The sequence below is a fragment of the Streptomyces sp. NPDC054757 genome, from assembly GCF_053612185.1.
Map to the genome: position 1 here is coordinate 1 of NZ_JBSHBW010000046.1, position 18,749 is coordinate 18,749.

At 71.5% G+C, this 18,749-nt stretch carries 13 protein-coding genes; 6 read left to right on the forward strand and 7 right to left on the reverse strand.

The features are described from left to right. Positions 1-48: 48 nt before the first annotated feature. Positions 49-405 carry a HesB/IscA family protein gene (locus ACWGKJ_RS33010; RefSeq protein WP_164264231.1) on the reverse strand — a complete coding sequence of 119 codons (357 nt, stop codon included), beginning with the start codon at positions 403-405 and terminating at the stop codon, positions 49-51. A 324-nt stretch (positions 406-729) separates the two neighbouring features. Between ACWGKJ_RS33010 and nadA the strand changes: the two genes are divergently transcribed. The 3 genes from nadA to ACWGKJ_RS33025 all read left to right on the forward strand — a co-directional run bounded on the left by nadA (position 730) and on the right by ACWGKJ_RS33025 (position 8,462). Beyond that, on the forward strand, positions 730-1,920 hold the full coding sequence (gene nadA, locus ACWGKJ_RS33015) for a quinolinate synthase NadA (RefSeq protein WP_385026696.1): 1,191 nt from the start codon (positions 730-732) through the stop codon (positions 1,918-1,920). A 100-nt stretch (positions 1,921-2,020) separates the two neighbouring features. Then, entirely contained in the window at positions 2,021-3,430 is a 1,410-nt protein-coding gene (locus tag ACWGKJ_RS33020) for a lipase/acyltransferase domain-containing protein (protein ID WP_385026693.1), read from the forward strand. Next, positions 3,420-8,462 carry a tetratricopeptide repeat protein gene (locus tag ACWGKJ_RS33025; RefSeq protein WP_385026690.1) on the forward strand — a complete coding sequence of 1,681 codons (5,043 nt, stop codon included), beginning with the start codon at positions 3,420-3,422 and terminating at the stop codon, positions 8,460-8,462. Before ACWGKJ_RS33020 ends, ACWGKJ_RS33025 begins: the two co-directional genes overlap by 11 nt. 131 nt (positions 8,463-8,593) lie before the next feature. On the opposite strand, the gene ACWGKJ_RS33030 is transcribed toward ACWGKJ_RS33025, so the two are convergent. The 5 genes from ACWGKJ_RS33030 to ACWGKJ_RS33050 form a co-directional block, all read right to left on the reverse strand. Further along, complete coding sequence (locus ACWGKJ_RS33030) at positions 8,594-11,767, reverse strand: efflux RND transporter permease subunit (RefSeq protein WP_385026687.1); 3,174 nt, start codon at positions 11,765-11,767, stop codon at positions 8,594-8,596. Positions 11,768-11,936: 169 nt separating this feature from the next. Beyond that, positions 11,937-12,617 (reverse strand): response regulator transcription factor, encoded by a 681-nt coding sequence (locus ACWGKJ_RS33035; RefSeq protein WP_385026684.1) that lies wholly within the window; start codon positions 12,615-12,617, stop codon positions 11,937-11,939. Next, the gene (locus tag ACWGKJ_RS33040; protein WP_385026703.1) at positions 12,614-13,948 is read right to left on the reverse strand and encodes a sensor histidine kinase; all 1,335 of its coding nucleotides are present in this window, start codon (positions 13,946-13,948) and stop codon (positions 12,614-12,616) included. Before ACWGKJ_RS33040 ends, ACWGKJ_RS33035 begins: the two co-directional genes overlap by 4 nt. Positions 13,949-14,269: 321 nt before the next feature. Then, positions 14,270-14,548, reverse strand: a complete 279-nt coding sequence (gene pspAA, locus ACWGKJ_RS33045; RefSeq protein ID WP_385026681.1) for a PspA-associated protein PspAA — start codon at positions 14,546-14,548, stop codon at positions 14,270-14,272. A 9-nt stretch (positions 14,549-14,557) separates the two neighbouring features. Further along, a complete protein-coding gene (locus ACWGKJ_RS33050) occupies positions 14,558-15,337 on the reverse strand; it encodes a PspA/IM30 family protein (RefSeq protein WP_164264226.1) in 780 nt (259 codons plus the stop codon). 278 nt (positions 15,338-15,615) lie between these two features. Between ACWGKJ_RS33050 and ACWGKJ_RS33055 the strand changes: the two genes are divergently transcribed. The 3 genes from ACWGKJ_RS33055 (at position 15,616) to ACWGKJ_RS33065 (ending at position 18,299) form a co-directional block, all read left to right on the forward strand. Beyond that, positions 15,616-16,212: a DUF3043 domain-containing protein gene (locus ACWGKJ_RS33055; RefSeq protein ID WP_385026677.1), complete on the forward strand. Its 597-nt coding sequence runs from the start codon at positions 15,616-15,618 to the stop codon at positions 16,210-16,212. A 59-nt stretch (positions 16,213-16,271) separates the two neighbouring features. Beyond that, positions 16,272-17,006: a methyltransferase domain-containing protein gene (locus ACWGKJ_RS33060; RefSeq protein WP_385026700.1), complete on the forward strand. Its 735-nt coding sequence runs from the start codon at positions 16,272-16,274 to the stop codon at positions 17,004-17,006. A 171-nt stretch (positions 17,007-17,177) separates the two neighbouring features. After that, entirely contained in the window at positions 17,178-18,299 is a 1,122-nt protein-coding gene (locus ACWGKJ_RS33065) for a S1C family serine protease (RefSeq protein WP_385026674.1), read from the forward strand. Between the two features lie 120 nt (positions 18,300-18,419). Here the strand turns inward: ACWGKJ_RS33065 and ACWGKJ_RS33070 are convergent, their stop codons facing one another. Then, entirely contained in the window at positions 18,420-18,668 is a 249-nt protein-coding gene (locus ACWGKJ_RS33070; RefSeq protein ID WP_385026671.1) for a hypothetical protein, read from the reverse strand. Positions 18,669-18,749 lie beyond the last annotated feature (81 nt).

The window sequence follows — 18,749 nt, forward strand, 5'->3', positions numbered from 1 at the left end:
GGCCCCGGATGTCCGGGGCCGCCGCCGCTGTGCGCTGTGCGGGAAGGCTCAGCTGAACGAGTCGCCGCAGGCGCAGGAGCCCGTGGCGTTCGGGTTGTCGATGGTGAAGCCCTGCTTCTCGATGGTGTCCACGAAGTCGACGGAGGCGCCGCCCAGGTACGGGGCGCTCATCCGGTCGGTGACGACCTTGACTCCGCCGAAGTCCTTGACCACATCGCCGTCGAGCGAGCGCTCGTCGAAGAAGAGCTGGTAGCGGAGGCCCGAGCAGCCGCCGGGCTGGACAGCCACGCGGAGCGCGAGGTCGTCACGGCCTTCCTGGTCGAGCAGGGCCTTGACCTTGGACGCGGCGGCGTCGGACAGGAGGATGCCGTCGCTCACCGTGGTCTTCTCGTCCGATACGGACATCTGCTTCACTCCCGGGATGGGGTCTCCCCGCCGAGGCAGGGGAAGTACGGACTGCTTGCCGACTACTGCAACCGGCAGGGCCACGGATTCATTCCGGGCCGGGCACTTCTCTTTGCCCCTTCATGCTCGCACACCCCTTGAGCCACGTCACAGAAGTACGCCTCCAGGGATACGTCACATTGACGAAATTGACATCGTCAATGTGACGTGAAGCGGCTATGATAGATAGCGTCATTTAGACGAGAAGGCCCCGGTGGCAGCACCGGTTCCACCGGAGCGGCACAAGCCGCACGTATTTCTTGAGAAGAATCTTGAGAAGAAAGGGTGCGTGTCGTGACCACCGCCCAGCCCCGTCAGGATCTCGACGTACAGCCCTCACCGCTCGCCCTGCTGCTGCTCGGCCGTGAGGCCGACCCGAGGAGCGAGCGGGGTGTCGAGTGTCCGGGCGACCTGCCGTCCCCGTCCGATCCGGACCTGGTGGAGCGCGCCCGCGCCGCCAAGGAGAAGCTCGGGGACAAGGTCTTCGTGCTCGGCCACCACTACCAGCGCGACGAGGTCATCCAGTTCGCCGACGTGACCGGCGACTCCTTCAAGCTCGCCCGTGACGCGGCCGCCAGGCCGGACGCCGAGTACATCGTCTTCTGCGGTGTGCACTTCATGGCCGAGTCGGCGGACATCCTGACCACCGACGACCAGAAGGTCGTGCTCCCCGACCTGGCGGCGGGCTGCTCGATGGCCGACATGGCCACCGCCGAGCAGGTGGCCGAGTGCTGGGACGTGCTGACCGAGGCCGGTGTCGCGGACCGCGTGGTGCCCGTCTCGTACATGAACTCCTCCGCCGACATCAAGGCCTTCACCGGCCGGCACGGCGGCACGATCTGTACGTCGTCGAACGCCCAGCGCGCCCTGGAGTGGGCCTTCGACCAGGGCGAGCAGGTCCTCTTCCTCCCCGACCAGCACCTCGGCCGCAACACCGCGGTACGGGACCTGGGGATGTCCCTGGACGACTGCGTCCTCTACAACCCGCACAAGCCGAACGGCGGCCTCACCCCGGAGCAGTTGCGCGGCGCGAAGATGATCCTGTGGCGCGGGCACTGCTCGGTGCACGGGCGGTTCTCGCTGGACTCGGTGAACGACGTGCGTGAGCGGATCCCCGGCGTACGGGTGCTGGTCCACCCCGAGTGCAGGCACGAGGTCGTCGCCGCCGCGGACGAGGTGGGCTCGACGGAGTACATCATCAAGGCGCTCGACGCGGCGCCCGCCGGTTCGAAGTGGGCGATCGGGACCGAACTCAACCTGGTGCGCCGGGTGGCGCACGCGCACCCGGACAAGGAGATCGTCTTCCTCGACAGGACGGTGTGCTTCTGCTCGACGATGAACCGGATCGACCTCCCGCATCTGGTCTGGACGCTGGAGTCGCTGGCCGAGGGCAACCTGGTGAACCGGATCGAGGTCGACCCGGAGACCGAGAAGTACGCGAAGCTCGCCCTGGAACGGATGCTGGCGCTGCCGTAGGGGCACTGCTCGCGATTCCTGCATATGGCACGTGCGGGGCCCTTTCCGTCATTACGCTGCTTTCCAGGGCAGCAGCGCAATGACGGGGGTACGGCGCCATATGACGTCTCGCAGCCGGGTCGACGACCTGGTGGTCGTCGTCCCGGGCATTCTGGGCAGCCGGCTGATGGATGCGGACGGGCACGAGGTGTGGGGTCTCTCGGGTCCGGCCCTGCTCCGCGGAATCCGTACGTTCGGCCGCTCCGTCAGGGGCCTGGCACTGCCCCGGGACCTGGGTGACGCCCACCCGGAGGACGGTGTGCGCCCACTCGGTCCGGTGCGCGATCTGCACGGGCTGCTGGGCATCGGGACGCTCGTGGACGGCTACGACGGCTTCCTGGAGTGGCTGGAACACCACTTCACGCTCCGGCGCCGGGACGTGCGGGACGCGGCGGACACCCCGGCCAACCTGGTCTGTTTCGCCTACGACTGGCGGCTGTCCTGCCGTTACAACGCGGACCGCCTCGCCGAGCGGGTGGGCGAATGGCTCGGCCGCTGGCGGGCCTCGGCGCCGGAGCGTGCCGGGGCCCGGGTCGTCTTCGTCTGCCACTCGATGGGCGGCCTGGTCGCCCGGCAGTACGTGGAACGGTGCGGCGGCGCGGAGGTGACGCGCCGGGTGATCACGCTCGGAACGCCGTACCGGGGTTCCCTCGACGCCCTGCTCTCCCTGGTCAACGGGGTGGGCCCGGCCGGTAAGGGCCTCACCGCCTTCGCCCGCAGCCTCCCCTCCCTGCACCAGCTGGTCCCCGACTACGCCGCGCTGATCACCGCCCCGAGCGCCCCGCTGCGGTACGCCCGCGAGGTGACCGGCCTGCCCGGGGCCGACCCGGCACTGCTCCAGGACGCCGCCCGCTTCCACGGGGCGCTGCGGGAGCCGGGGGCGGGGGCCGCACACGGAGTGGAGTACGTACCGGTCAGCGGAGTGCTCCAGCCGACCCCGACCACCGCCGAGGTCCGGGGCGGGAAGCTGGCCGGGCTGCTCACCATCGACGGGGCCGACGAGGGCGGCGACGGCCGGGTGCCCCGGTTCTCCAGCGCCCATGCGGGGGTGGCGGGACGGCCCGCGTACACGCCCTGGGAGCGGCACGGCTCGCTCCAGAACAACACGGCGCTGCGCCAGGCGCTCTACAACTGGCTCACCCCGGACCCGCCGGTCCACCGCGGCCCGCAGGCCCCGGACGTCCCGCTGGCGGTGGACGCGCCGGACGCGGTCACCGAGGGCGAGGTCTACGAGCTGCGGGCCACGGTCCCGCCGCACATACCGGGCCATGACCGGGTGGCCGTCTTCGCGGCGGCCGACGGCGGTCCGGTGCGGACGCTGGACAACCTGGGCGGGGGCCGTTACGCGGCGCGCCTCGCCGGGCTGCCGGCCGGGCCGCACCGGGTGCGGGTGAGTACGGGGAACGCGGGCCATGTCGTGATGACCGCGCTGGTGTTGGTACAGGAAGGCAGGGCGGGCGATGGTGCGTGAGACGGGTACGGCGGGCGACAGGGGACGCGAGCCGGTGGGGACGGCGCTGTGCGTGGTGTGCGAGGAGTACGCCGACAGCCGGAGCTTCCCCCGGCTGACCGGGGCGGCGGCCCAGATGACGGAGATCGCCGCGCTGCTGGAGGAGTTGGGGATCGCGGCGCGGGTGGTGGGCGGCGGGAACCCGTCCTGGGCGGCCTTCGACGAGGAGCTGCCCGCGTGGAGCGAGAGCTGGCTGAGGACGGGGGCGGCGAAGCCCGCGGTCATCGTCTGGTCCGGGCACGGGGTGCTGGTCGACGACGAACTACGGCTGGCGCTCTGCGACTTGGATCTCGACGCCGACCAGGTGACGCGCGACGCGCGCGCCCTCAAGCGGGGCGTCACGGCCGGGACACTGGTCAGTGACGCGGTGGCCTCGGGCGCCGACCAGATCCTGCTGATCGTCGACACCTGCTACGCGGGAGACGCGGTGGGCCGGGGCCTGGAGCAGGCCCTGCGGCGCTGGGCGGCCGTGTCCACGCCGCCCGGCCGGGCCAAGTGGTTCGGCATCATGGCCAGTTGCCGGCGCAACGAGACATCGGACGGCGGCGGCCCGCTGCTCACCGCGTTGGCGGAGGTGCTGAAGGCCGGCCCTGCCACCACCGAGTACCGCTCGGCCTGGAGCGCCCACAACGCGCTGGTCAGCGGCCCGGATCTGCTGGCCGCGCTGGGTGAGCGATGGCACGGCGAAGGCCAGACACCCGTCTCGGCCGCCCTCGGCACCGGGCGGCCGGTCTTCCCCAACCCGCGCCATGTGCCCGGTTCCCCCGCCCGGCCGGCGGAGCACCTGGTGCTCGCGGCGCGCGGGGCCGGGTACCGCGAGGAGGGCTGGTTCTTCACGGGCCGCAGGGAGGTGCTGGGCCGGATCACCGCATGGCTGGAGGCGGACGAGGCCGGGCTCTTCCTGGTGACCGGCCCGGCGGGCTGCGGCAAGTCGGCCGTACTGGGCCGGGTCGCGACGCTCACCGATCCCGTACGGCGCAAGGAGACCGAGGCGCACGGCGGCCTGCGCGAGGACGACCCGGACCCTGGCCTCCGCCCCGGCCGCTCCCTCGCCTCCGTACATCTGCGCGGCCTGAGCCCTCTGCGGGCGGCATCGGAGCTGGCCCGGCAGCTCGGACTGCCGGAGCCCCGGAACGCGGACGACTTCCGGGGCGAGTTCCGCGGGCTGTCGCCACGGCCGTTGCTGGTCATCGACGGCCTGGACGAGGTACCCGCCGAGCACCTCCGCGCCATGATCGAGGAGCTGGTCTTCCCGCTCAGCCGGACGGGCCCGGTCCTGCTCGGCTCCCGCGAACGTGCCTTCCGCAGCCGGATCGAGGAGGACGGGCAGGTGCACGAGACCCTGCCGGACGCCCTGGCCCGGCTGACCGGTACGGGGGTGACCACGGCGGACCTGGAGCGGGAACCGCACACGCAGGAGGACATCGGTGCGTATGTGTTCCGCCGGTGCGCTGCGGCCGGTGTACCGGATGACCGGGCACGGGAGGCGGGCGATGCGGTCGCCGCGCGTGCCACGGCGGTGGGCGGCGGGTTCCTCTTCGCGCGGCTGGTGACGGGGTCGCTGCCGGCGGGGGCCCGCGCCGGGGATGACCAGTGGCTGTCCGGTCTGCCGGACTCCATCGGGGCGGCGTTCGACGAGGACCTGCGGGTGGGCCCTGTACGAGTGCGCGCGGACGGTACCGAACTGCCGTACGCCGCACGGGACCTACTGACCGCGCTGGCGTGGACGGTCGGGCCCGGGATGCCCGCCGGGGGTGTGTGGGAGGAGGTCGCCGGAGCGCTGGGTGGCGGTGCTGTGTCGTACGACGAGAGCGACGTGGACTGGGTGCTGTCCGCCTACGGCCGCTATGTCGTCGAGGACGCGGAGGACGGGCAGGCGGTGTTCCGGCTGTACCACCACGCGTTCGTGTCGTATCTCGCGGGACGGGAGGGGCCGGAGGGATCCGAGGCCGGCGAGGTGGTGGTGGCCGCGCTCGTCGCGCACGTTGAGCGGCGAGCGGTGGGCGGCGACTGGGGCGCGGTCGATCCGTACGTGGTGTGGGGGCTGGCCCGGCACGCGGCGCTGGCGGGTGCTCCGGGGATCGGGATGCTGCGGGGGCTGGTGGAGCGGGCCGGGCCGGGCGCGGCGCCGTTTCTGGCCCAGGCGTTGCAGTACTTCTCCGAGCGGCTCAGGACGGAGGGCGACCTGGACGGTGCGCTCTCCACCGCGCGGGAGGGACTGTCCCTGTGGGAGGAGCTGGAACGGGAATCTCCCGGAAATCACCGTGCCGCGGTGGCTCGTGGCCTGATGAATGTCGCCGGCCACTGCGCCGCCACCGGTGACCTCGCAGGGGCTCTGGCACCCGCACGCGAGGCAGTCGTCATTCAGCGGGCACTGGCAGATTCCGGGGCCTACGACGCCCTCCCGGATCTGGCGGACTCCCTCAGCACCCTCGCCAACAGACTCGCAGGCGTCGGCGACCACGAAAGCGCACTCGGTCCGATGCGGGAGGCCGTACGCATCTACCGCGAACTCGCCACGCGAAGTCCAGAGGCCTTCCGCCCGGGTCTCGCCCGTACGCTCACCAACCTCGCGGCGCACCTGGTTTCCGGCGGACAGCACCGCGCCGCGCTCCCGCACGCGAAAGAAGCGGTCGGCATCTACCGCGGACTCGGCGCACTTCACCCTGGCGCCTTTCTGGGCCACCTCTCCACCGCCCTCAACAATCTGGCGGGCAGTCTCAGCAGCACCGGCGCCCACGCGGACGCGCTGCCGCCCGCGGAGGAGGCGGTGCGTATCCAGCGGGCCATGGCCGGGGGCGGTTCCGATGCCCTGCTCTCGCTGGCCGACTCCCTGAACAACCTGTCGGCGCACCGCGCGGACGCCGGGGACCGCGCGGGGGCCCTCGCGTCCATCCAGGAGGCGGTGGACATCTACCGGGACCTCGGCGCGCGTCATCCGACCGCGTTCCTGCCCGGTCTGGCCGCCGCACTCACCAATCTGTCACAGCGGGTCTCCGCGACCGGAGATCCCAAGGGGGCGCGCGCCCCCGCGCAGGAGGCCGCGCGGCTGTACGCCAAGCTGGCAGCGGAGCACCCCGGCGCGTTCCGGGCGGACCTCGCGCTGTCCCTGAGCACCCTGGCCGGAACGCTCTCCGCCGATGACCGGGGAACCGCCGTGGCGTTGCTGCGGGAAGCCGTACGCGTCCAGCGCGAAGTGGCCGCGGAACAGCCGACCGCACATCTCCCGGAACTCGCCGACCTCCTCCACAACCTCGCGAAGGCGCTCGTCGCCGCCGGGGAGCCCGCGGCGGCCCTGCCGCAGGCCGAGGAAGCGGTCGGCGTCCGCCGCCGCCTCGTCTCGCTGGACCCGAGCGCCTCCTCCGCCAGGCTCGCCACGGCGCTCAGCCATCTGGGCACCGTCCGCGCTGTCCTGGGTGATGTCTCAGGGGCGCTCGCATCGACCCGGGAAGCGCTCCCCCTCCAGCGCGAACTCGCCGCGCGGCAGCCCGCCTTCCGCCCGGACCTCGCCTCGACGCTCAACAACCTGGCCAACCACCTGAACGACGCCGGGGACCCGGCCGCCGCGTTGCGGGCGGCGGAGGAATCCGTGGCCATCCACCGCGAACTCTTCGCACAGCACCCGGCCGCCTTCCGCTCCGACCTCGCCCGCGCCCTCCTCCCTCTCGCGGAGAGTCTCGCCGCCACCGGCAGCCCGGAGAAGGCACTGGCTCCCGCGCACGAATCCGTACGGCTGTGGCGTGAACTCGCCGCCGACCAGGCCGACACCTCCCTCCCGGATCTCGCCACCGCCCTCAACAACCTCGGCGTGTACCTGGAGCAGAACCACGACTACGACGGGGCGGTGACATCGGCCCGGGAAGCCGTCGCCATCCGGCGGGGCCTGGCCCTGGCCGATCCGGGCGCCTTCGGGACCGTGTTCGTCACCGCTCTCAACAACCTGGCCGAGTCCCTTGCCCACACCGGCGACCACACATCGGCGGTCCACGCATTCGACGAGGCCGTGGACAGTTTCGTGACGGTCCACCCGGCGACCGCCCGCCGTATCGGCGTCGAGCGCGGTGTCTTCCTGCTGTCCTGCCCCGCCCCCTGGCCTGAGGCCGGTCTGCGTGAGCTGGTGGCCTGCCTGGACAGGACCCCCGTGGAGCCGGAAGGGCCGGACCCGGTGGCCGTACGGGCCCGGCGGGCGCTGCGTGCGGACGGCGGTCAGGACGCGGTCCGCACGGCCTGGGAGGAGGAGACCGGTGCCCCCGCACCGGCCTGGCTCGCCCTGTCGCCGGAGACTCTGGCTCTCGTCGGTTCCTGGCTGTTCGCGCCCGACTGGCCCCGGTCCCGCGATGTCTGGTCCCGGAACGCCGACGCACTCAGCAGCGACGAGGCGGCGACAGCCCTCGAAGAGCTGGCACTGCTGGACCCCGGCACCGCACAGCGGCACACCGTGCTCCGCGAGGCCGTCCTCGTCCACGGCGTGACCGCCGCCTACGATCCGCTGATCCTCGCGGAGCAGCTGGCGGAGTGGGTGGGGTGCGCCGACTGGGCGGAGTCACGGGCCTTTCTCCAGGACCACCCCCGCCTCCTCCAGGCCCAGCCGTCCAGGACCACCCCGCTCGCGCACGTCGCCGTCCTCGATATCGCCCGCACCGAAGGGCTGGACGCCGCGTACCGCCTCGTGGAGGACCGGACCGCCCTCCAGGCTTACGTGGAACGGGCGTTGGCCGCCGGAGACGGCAATGCGCTGCTGCACGCGGCGGCCGTCGAGGGGCAGGTCTTCGACGACAAGCTGTCCTCCCTCACCCACGCCCAGGCGGGCATGGTGCTCGCCGGAGCCGCCGACGGTGTGGAACCGGACGAGCTGGCGACGCTCATCCCCCGCGCCCGCGAGGAGACCCGTATCCGGCTGCTGCGGGAGATCGTCGCCCTCAGCGTCCGGCACGCCGACCCGCACGGCGGGACCTGGCTCCGGATCGTCGAGGCCCTCAGCGGGGCCGCCTGACGTTCACCGCGCCCTCGTCGGACGGCGTTGCCGCCGCTCTCCTGGCAGAAGGGCTCAGGCAGCGAGCGGAAACCCGAAGGGGCCTGTCCCACACGAGCGTGTGGGACAGGCCCCTCGTCATGCCGGGCGGGTCAGACGTTCGCCGGTTCCGGCTCGTCCGACGACGAGTCGGCACCCGCCGTGTCCGCGTCGCCCGACTTCTTCGCGCGCTTCGCCGCCTTCTTCTTCGCCCGGCGCTCCTTGCGGAGCTCCACCAGCGCGTAGAGCGTCGGCACGAGCAGCAGCGTCAGCAGCGTCGAGGTGATCAGACCGCCGATCACCACCACAGCCAGCGGCTGCGAGATGAAGCCGCCCTCTCCGGTGACACCGAGCGCCATCGGGAGCAGCGCGAAGATCGTCGCCAGTGCGGTCATCAGGATCGGCCGCAGTCGGTGCCTGCCGCCCTCCACGACCGCCTCGACCACGCCCAGACCCTGCGAGCGGTACTGGTTGATCAGGTCGATCAGCACGATCGCGTTGGTGACCACGATGCCGATGAGCATCAGCATGCCGATCATCGCCGGGACACCCATCGGGGTGCCGGTGACGAGCAGCAGGCCGATGGCGCCGGTGGCCGCGAAGGGGATGGAGACCAGCAGGATCAGCGGCTGGACCAGCGAGCGGAACGTCGCCACGAGGAGCATGAAGACGATCGCGACGGCGGCCAGCATGGCGAGCGCCAGGTTCTTGAACGCGTCGCTCTGGTCGGACGAGACACCGCCGATGTCGACGGTCGCACCGCTGGGCAGCGCCTTCTTGATGTCGTTCATCTTCGACTGGAGCGCGCTGGTGACCGCGCCGGTGTTGTCACCGGTCGGCTTCGCCGTGATCGTCGCCGCTCGGGCGCCGTCGATACGGGTCATCGAGACCGGTCCCGGGACCAGCTTGACCGTGGCGATGTCGCCCAGCTTGACCGGGCCGAGGCTCAGGTTCTTCAGCTGGGCGAGGGTGGTGGCCGGGTGCTCCGACTTCACGACGACGTCCCGCTCGGTGTCGTCCAGGATCATCTTGCCCGACGTGGTGCCCTGGACCGCCTGGCCCACGGCGGCGCCCAGCGTCGTCTCGTTGTAACCCGCCGCGGCCGCCTTGTCGTTGGTCTTCACCGAGATCCGCGGCACGCTCTGCGAGAGGTCGCTCTGCACGTCCTTGACGTGGTCGAGCTTGGCCACGGCGGCCCGTACCTGCTCGGACGCCTTCTTGAGGGTGTCGCCGTCGCCCGCCTTGACCACGAGGCTGAGGTCCTGGTCGCCGAAGCCGCCGCCGCTGCCGACGCTGGCGTCGCCGATGCCGTGCAGCTTGGCGAGGCCCTTCTCGATACGGTCCTGGGTCTTGTCGTAGTCCGACGCGTTCTTCAGCGTCACCTGGTACGAGGCCTGGTTGGCGCCCGTACCGCCGCCGAAGGCAGCGGCGAAGCCCGATGAGCCGACCGTGACCTGGTAGTCCTTGATCGTGTCGATGCCGTCGAGCACCTTCTCGACCTTCTTGGCCGCGGTGTCGGCGGCCTGCAGGCTGGTGCCCGGGTCGAGCTTCTGGGTGAGCGAGAGGGTGTCCTGGTCGCCCTGGTCGAAGAAGTTGGTCTTGAGCAGCGGGGCCATGCCGAAGGTGGCGATGAGCACCACGGCCGCGATGACCAGGCTGGTGATACGGCGCCGGGTCGCGAAGCGGAGCACCGGCACGTAGAGGCGCTGGAGACGGCTGCGCCCCTCCTTCTCCTCGGCCCTGCGGCGCAGCTCCTGCGGGTCGACGCCGGCCGAGCCCTTGGGGGCGCGCAGGAACCAGTACGAGAAGACCGGGACCACCGTCAGCGAGACCAGCAGCGAGGCGAGCAGCGCCGCGGTGACCGTGATGGAGAACGAGCCGAAGAGCTGGCCCACCATGCCGCCCACGAGGCCGATCGGCAGGAAGACCGCCACGGTCGTCAGCGTGGACGACGTCACCGCGCCCGCGACCTCACGGACGGCGCCGATGATCGCCGTCTGCCGCTCCTCGCCGTAGCTCAGATGACGCTTGATGTTCTCCAGGACGACGATCGAGTCGTCCACCACCCGGCCGATCGCGATGGTCAGCGCGCCGAGGGTGAGCATGTTGAGCGAGAGGTCGCGGGTCCACAGCACGATCAGCGCCAGGAGCACCGAGAGCGGGATGGAGAGCGCGGTGACCAGGGTCGAGCGGAGCGACGCCAGGAAGACGAGGATGACGATCACGGCGAAGAGGAGGCCGAGAGCGCCCTCGGTGGTGAGGCCGGAGATCGACTTCGAGACGGACGGGCCCTGGTCGAAGATGACCGTCAGATCGCTGTGCGAGCCGAGGGTCTTGCGCAGCTCGGGGAGCTTGTCCTTGACCGCGTCGGAGATGGCGACGGCGCTGCCGTCCTGATCCATCGTCAGCGAGAGGGAGAGGCTGGGCCTCCCGTTGGTACGGGTGATGGAGTCCGCCGCTGCGGGCTGCTCGGCGACCTTGGCGATGTCACCGAGGCGGACCGGCTTGGGGGCCTTGCCGCCCTGCGGTGCGCCACCGGGCGCCGCCTGGCCCGTGACGCGCAGGTCCTCGATCTGCTTCAGCGAGGTGTAGCCGCCGCCGACCTGGACCGTGCGGCTCTTGCCGTCCTCGGAGAACGCACCGGCCGGGAGCGTGGCGCCGCCGGCCTGGAGCGCCTGGCTGAGCGTCGCCGCGTTCAGCCCTGCGGCGGCCAGCTTCCTGGCGTCGGGGGTGACGGTGACCTGGAGGTCCCGTACGCCGTCGACGCTGACCTGGGCGACGCCGTCGATGTTCTGCAGGACCGGGACGACCGAGCGGTCGAGCTGGTCGGAGAGCGCCTGCTGGTCCTTGTCGGAGGTGACGGCGAGCACGACCGTCGGGATGTCGTCGGTCGAACCGGCGACGACCTGCGGGTCGACCGAGTCGGGGATCTTCACCCGGGCCCGGTTCACGGCCTGCTGGACATCGGCGACGAGCTGCTTGCCGCCGTTGCCGTACTCGAACTGGGCCATGATCACGGCGTTGCCCTCGCTCGCCGTGGAGGTGACGCCCTTGATGCCGTCGACAGCCTTGATGGTGTCTTCGAGCGGCTCGACGACCTGCTTCTCGACCACATCGGGGGAGGCTCCCTGATACGGGGCGAGCACCGACACCATCGGCAGTTCGATGGTGGGCAGCAGCTGCTGCTTGAGCTGCGGTATCGCGATCGCACCGAAGACGACGGCGACGATCGATATCAGCCCGATCAGGGCCCGTTGCGCGAGGCTGAATCTGGACAGCCAGGACATGGGGTCTCTCTTCTGTGGCGTGCGAGGCAGGTGGAGCCAGAGGGATGCGGAAGGCCGGGGGAGGCACGTGGCCCACCCCACCCCTACCTTCGGCCATCCGGCGGGCCGGATTCGTCGCTCCCAAGTGCCTTACTTATCCGGCGCATACCGCAGCTGGAGTATGCCGCCGCTACGCCCTCGGGTGGACCAGGCCCGATTCGTAGGCGATTACCACCAATTGGGCCCGGTCGCGGGCCCCGAGCTTCGCCATCGCACGGTTCACATGCGTCTTGACGGTGAGCGGGCTGACGGCCAGCCGCTCGGCGATCTCGTCGTTGGAGTGGCCGCCGCCGACCTGGACGAGGACCTCCCGCTCGCGGACGGTGAGCGCGGCGAGCCGTCCCGCGTACGCCTCGGGGGCCGATCCGTCCGAACTGCCGCCCTGCGCGAGGAATCGCGCGATGAGCCCCTTGGTGGCCACCGGGGAGAGCAGCGCCTCGCCGGCCGCCGCGATACGGATCGCGTTGAGCAGTTCGTCCGGCTCCGCGCCCTTGCCGAGGAATCCGGACGCACCGGCCCGCAGGGACTGGACCACGTACTCGTCCACCTCGAACGTCGTGAGCATCACCACGTGTACGGCGGCGAGTTCGGGGTCGCTGCTGATCAGGCGGGTGGCGGCGAGTCCGTCGGTGCCGGGCATCCGGATGTCCATCAGGACGACGTCGGGGGCCCGGGTGCGGGCGAGTGCCACCGCCTGCGCGCCGTCCGCCGCCTCCCCGACGACCTCCATGTCGGGCTCCGAGTCCACCAGCACCCGGAACGCGCTGCGCAGCAGCGCCTGGTCGTCGGCGAGCAACACCCTGATCGTCATGCGTCCTCCCCCGCTCCGGCCGTGACCGGCAGTATCGCCTGTACGCGGAAGCCGCCGCCGTGGCGGGGCCCCGCCGAGCAGGAGCCGCGCAGCGCGGCCGCCCGCTCCCGCATCCCGGTCAGGCCGTGGCCCCCGCCGTCCGCCACCGCGCCGTCTCCGGTGGCCTCCGGCCCGGCGGCGCCGTCCCGGCCCTCATCGTCGCCCCGGCCCGCCCCGTCGTTCCTGCCCGCACCGTCGTTCCTGCCCGCACCGTCGTCCAGGACGGTGACCTCCACGGCCGGGCCCACCCGCACCACGCTGACCTCGGCCCGCGCGCCGGGCCCCGCGTGCTTGCGCACATTGGTCAGTGCCTCCTGGATGATCCGGTACGCGGCCAGGTCGACGGCGGCGGGCATGGCGGTCTGCCCGGGGTCGCAGGCCACCTCGACCGGGAGTCCGGCGTTGCGGAAGGTGTCGACGAGATGGTCCAGGACGGCGAGGCCGGGCGCCGGTTCGGTGGGCGCCTCCGGGTCTCCGGACTGGCGCAGCAGGCCGACCGTGGCACGCAGTTCGTTGAGCGCGGAGCGGCTGGCCTCCCGTACGTGCCCGAGCGCCTCCTTGGCCTGGTCGGGGCGCTTGTCCATGACATGGGCCGCCACCCCGGCCTGGACGTTGACCAGGGCGATGTGGTGGGCGACGACGTCGTGGAGGTCACGGGCGATCCGCAGCCGCTCCTCGGCGACCCGGCGTCTTGCCTCCTCGTCGCGGGTGCGCTCCGCCCGCTCGGCGCGCTCCCGGATGGCGTCGACGAACGCGCGGCGGCTGCGTACCGCGTCGCCCGCCGCCGACGCCATCCCGGTCCACGCGAAGATCCCCAGGTTCTCCTGCGAGTACCAGGGAGTCCGGCTGAAGCACATCGCCGACGCCGTCAGCACGGCCATCGTCACAAGCCCGACCCGCCAGGTGGTGGGCCGGTCGGTGCGCGATGCGACGGTGTAGAGCGCGATGACCGCGCTCATCGCCACCGGCGCGGGCGGCTCCCCCGCGATCAGTTCGACCATGGTGACCGCGCCGGTCACCGCGAGCACCGCCATCGGGCGCCGCCGCCGCAGCACCAGGGCGGCGGCGCCCACCACCATCAGGACGACGCTGCGCAGCTCGGGGCTTCTGTCACCGAACGTCGGCCCTTCGGGACCGCCGGTGTCGGCGAACGAACCGGTGATCATGCAGACGAGCACGGCCAGCGCCAGCACGGCGTCGAGCGCCGTCGGATGGGCGCGCAGCCAGTCGCCGGTCCGGGTGTAGCGGGCGGCGGCTCTCGACGGGGTCGACGGTGGGGTCACGTCCAGCAACGGTACGGCGTGCACGGACCGGACCTCGCCGGTGCACGGGAGCCCCGCCTGCGCGAGCGCGCGGGGGCGCGGGGACGCGGCGCGGGAGACCGGCCCGTCCCGGTGCGGAGTGGGTCCCACCAGTACGCGTGCCGTACGCCCCAGGCCGTACGGCGGGACACAGCCCGGCGCCCCGTCCCGTACCTTCCCCTCGGCCGGAGGGGGCGGTACGGGACGGGGCGCCGGGGAGGAAGTGCTGGGCCGTGCGGCCGGGCCGGTCAGCCGGGGAGCAGTTCAGCCTGGAGGCCGTTCAGTCGAGAGGCCGATCAGCCAGGAAGCCGCTCAGCCAGGGATCAGACCGTCGTCGTTGAGCATGTCCCTGACGTCCGCGAGGGTCGCGTCGGCGGGCGGCAGGATCAGCTCCGAAGGGGCCAGGGAGTCGTCGGGAAGCGGGGTTCCCAGCTCCCTGACCTTGTCGAGCAGGGCGTGGAGTGTGCGACGGAAGCCCGCTTCGTCGCCGCCCTGCACCTCGACGAGCAGTTCGTCGTCCAGCTTGTTGAGCTCGGTGAGGTGGCTGTCGGCCAGCTCCATCTGGCCTTCACCCATGATCCGTACGATCATGACGCGTCCCTACTGCTTGTCCAGATTCGGATGGGGCCTGTCCTGCGGCTCACTGCCCTCGATGGCCTGCTGGGACCCGGAGGACCCGCCGGCCAGCTCGGCCTTCATGCGCTGCAGTTCCAGCTCCACATCCGTACCACCGGAGATCCGGTCCAGCTCGGCGGAGATGTCGTCCTTGCCCATACCGGACTGGTCGTCCAGGGCGCCCGACGCGAGCAGCTCGTCGATCGCGCCCGCCCTGGCCTGCAGCTGGGCCGTCTTGTCCTCGGCCCGTGCGATGGCCTGGCCGACGTCGCCCATCTCCTCGGAGATCCCCGAGAAGGACTCGGCGATCCGGGTCTGCGCCTGGGCCGCCGTGTAGGTGGCCTTGATGGTCTCCTTCTTCGTACGGAAGGCGTCGACCTTGGCCTGCAGACGCTGGGCGGCGAGCGTGAGCTTCTCCTCCTCGCCCTGCAGCGTCTGGTGCTGCGTCTCCAGGTCGGTGACCTGCTGCTGCAGCGCGGCACGACGCGACAGCGCCTCCCTCGCCAGGTCCTCACGGCCCAGCGCGAGGGCCTTGCGCCCCTGGTCCTCCAGCTTGGTGGACTGCCCCTGCAACTGGTTGAGCTGCAGTTCGAGACGCTTGCGCGAGGTCGCCACGTCGGCGACCCCACGGCGTACCTTCTGGAGCAGTTCGAGCTGCTTCTGGTACGAGTAATCGAGGGTCTCGCGCGGATCCTCGGCCCGGTCCAGGGCCTTGTTGGCCTTCGCGCGGAAGATCATTCCCATACGCTTCATGACACCGCTCATGGGCTTCGCGCGCCCCCTTCTGACGGACTTCAGCTCCAGCACTTGAACCCACACTACGGGGCCTGCGTCCATTACCGCACTGTTCGGGGACGGATGCGCTCCTCCTCCAGGACGAGCTGAGGCGGTTCCGCTCCCGCGCAGGGAGTAGGAGCACCCCCGGGAGGGCCCCGAGAACCGGCGTAAACGGCGCGGAGGCCCGCGCGGGCCCGGCAGACCGTTGCGCGATCGTTCCCCCTCGGTCCTGTTGCCCCGCACAGCACCCCGTACCCTTGGGTTTTGTGTTCCGAAGCCGCGCCAATGAAGAGAAGGCCCGCACCGCCAAGGTGACGCCGGACCTCTCCAAGCAGCCCCGCGACCCGCAGGCCCCCAAAGGTCGCCCCACCCCGAAGCGGAATGAGGCGCAGTCCCAGCGACGCCGCGCGGTCACTCCCACGACCGACCGCAAGGAGGCATCCAGGCGTCAGCGCGATGCCCGCCGCGCGGACATGGCGAGGCAGCGTGAGGCCCTCGCCAGCGGTGACGAGCGTTATCTGCCGGCCCGGGACAAGGGCCCGGTCCGCCGCTTCGCGCGGGACTACGTGGACTCGCGCTGGTGCCTCGCCGAGTTCTTCCTGCCGCTCGCGGTGGTCATCCTGGTACTGAGCGTCATCCAGCTGCCGGGTGTCCAGAGCATCGCGCTCTTCCTCTGGCTGATCGTGATCGTGCTGATCATCATCGACTCGGCCGGCATCTGGTTCCGGATGCGGAAGCAGATGAACGAGCGCTTCCCGAACGAGCCCAAGGGCGGCGCCCTGGCCTACGGTCTGATGCGTACGCTCCAGATGCGCCGGATGCGCCTGCCGAAGCCGCAGGTCAAGCGCGGAGAGCGGCCCTGAGCACGGGCATCTCGGGGTTCGACGGCGCTTCGGCCGCATGGCTGAAGGGCCTGGGAGGGCTGCGCAACACCGTCCGCCAGGAGCTCGTCGCGCGTCAGCTCGACGAACAGCTCGCGGCGCGATTCCCGGTGGGGCAGCGGCTGCGGATCCTCGATGTCGGGACGGGGCAGGGCACCCAGGCCCTGCGCCTGGCGCGCGCCGGCCACACGGTGACCGGTATGGAGTCCGACCCCGCGATGCTCAAGGTGGCACGTGACGCACTGGCCACCGAGCCCGAGGGCATCCGTGAGCGGATGCGGCTGCTGGACGGCGACGGCCGGGAGACCGGTGCGCACTTCCTGCCCGGCAGCTTCGACGTGGTGCTCTGCCACGGCGTCCTGATGTACGTCCAGGAGCCGGACGCGATGCTGGCCGGCCTCGCCCGGATGCTGGCACCCGGCGGGCTGCTCTCGCTGCTCGTACGGAACGCCGACGCGCTGGCCATGCGGCCCGGGATGGCCGGTGACTGGCCCACCGCGCTGGCCGCCTTCGACAGCGCCACGTACGAGAACAGGCTCGGCCTCACCGTGCGCGCCGACCGGCTCGAAGCGGTCACCGCCACGCTGGCGGGGATCGCCGCCCCCCTGCACGCCTGGTACGGGGTCCGGGTCTTCACGGACAACGTGGGCAACGACGAGGAGCTGCCGTCCGCCCATGAGCTGGACCAGCTGCTGGCGGCCGAGGACCGCGCCGGGCGCACCGAGCCGTACAAGAGCGTGGCGGCGCTGCTCCATCTGTGCGGTGTACGGGGCTGACGCCTTCGGGGTACGGGGCTGATGCCCTTCGGTGTACGGGGCTGCCCTGCGGCGCCTTCTCCTGATCGTTGCCCCTGACCGGTTTCCTCTGGCCGGTTTCCCCTGATCGGTTTCCCCTGATCGGCGGCGCACCGCAGGCAGACCCCGGTTGCCGAAAGCGACACTACGGACATGGATTCCTCCCGTACCCGTGGCCGTGTCCATAGCCGTGCGCACCGGCTGTTGCTGCCACTGACCGCAGGAATCTGTGGCGTCGCCCTGGTGGGCGGCTGCTCAGGTTCCGGTTCTCCGTCCGCCCCCGACGCCGTCTCCGGTCCCTCCTCATCGCCCGCCGCCGACTCCCGGGCCGCCGCCGATCCGGCCACCGGTGGGGACGCCCTGCAGAGCAACTACGAGCAGGTGATCAAGAACGTCCTGCCGTCGGTCGTCCAGATCGAGTCGGGCAAGGACCTCGGTTCGGGCATCGTCTACGACAGCAAGGGCGACATCGTCACCAACGCCCATGTGGTGGGCAAGGGCAAGCAGTTCAAGGTCACATCGGCCACCGGCGGCGGCCAGCTGCACGCCCGGCTCGTCTCCAGCTACCCGGCCCAGGATCTGGCGGTCATCAAGCTCGACAAGGTGCCGTCCGGGCTGAAGGCCGCCTCCTTCAGCCGGTCGTCCAAGGTCGACATGGGGAAGATCGTGCTGGCGCTCGGCTCGCCGCTCGGACTCTCCAGCAGCGTCACCCAGGGGATCGTGTCGGCCACCGGACGCACCGTCAGCGAGGGCAGTTCGGGCGGCGGCACCGGGGCGACCATCGGGAACATGGTGCAGACATCGGCGGCGATCAACCCCGGCAACAGCGGCGGCGCACTGGTCGGCCTGGACGGGAAGGTCATCGGCATCCCCACCCTGGCGGCGACCGACCCGCAGCTGGGCAACGGCGCCGCACCCGGTATCGGCTTCGCGATCCCCGCGTCGATGGTGACCAACATCGCGGACCAGATCATCAAGAACGGCAAGGTCACCAACTCGGGCCGGGCCGCACTGGGGATCACCGGGCGCACCGTCGTGGGCGCCAACTTCCAGCCCGCCGGGGTCGCGGTGGTCTCCCTCACCAAGGGCGGCGCTGCGAGCGCCGCCGGACTGCGGACCGGGGACGTCGTCGTCCGGGTGGCCTCCACGCCGGTCAAGTCGCTGACCGCGCTCTCCGAGGCGCTCGCTTCGTACAAGCCGGGGCAGAAGGTCAAGGTCGGTTACGAGCGCGACGGCAGGACGAAGTCGGCGGAGGTCACGCTCGGCACGATGTAGGGCCGGGCCGGGCTCGGAGCGGGGCGCGGGGCCCGGCCGCCCTGCGGCCAGGCCCCGCAGGAGTGGGCGGGAGCGGGACCCGTAAGGGCGCCGCCCCCACCACCGCCGCCGGAGCGCGCTTCAGGCAGGGTCGGCCGGACCGGCCGCGTCCGCGTCGCCCGCCACGTCCTGCGCGTGCAGACTCATCGGACCGTAGATCCTGGCCCCGTCCTCGAAGAGCGTCACCTGGTCGGCGCCACCGTCGGCGAGCTCCTTCCACACCTCGCCGACCCAGGACTCCGCATCACCCTGCGTGGTGAACTCGTCGGGCGCCACCGCCGGCTCGGTCTCCGTACCGTCGGACTTCTCGAACCGCCACGTCCATGCCATGTCCGCCTCCTGGATGCCACGCTGATGCCACGCTGTCTTCGGCCGGTCCCGGTCCCGTACGGGTCTCCCCCGCGGGCCCAC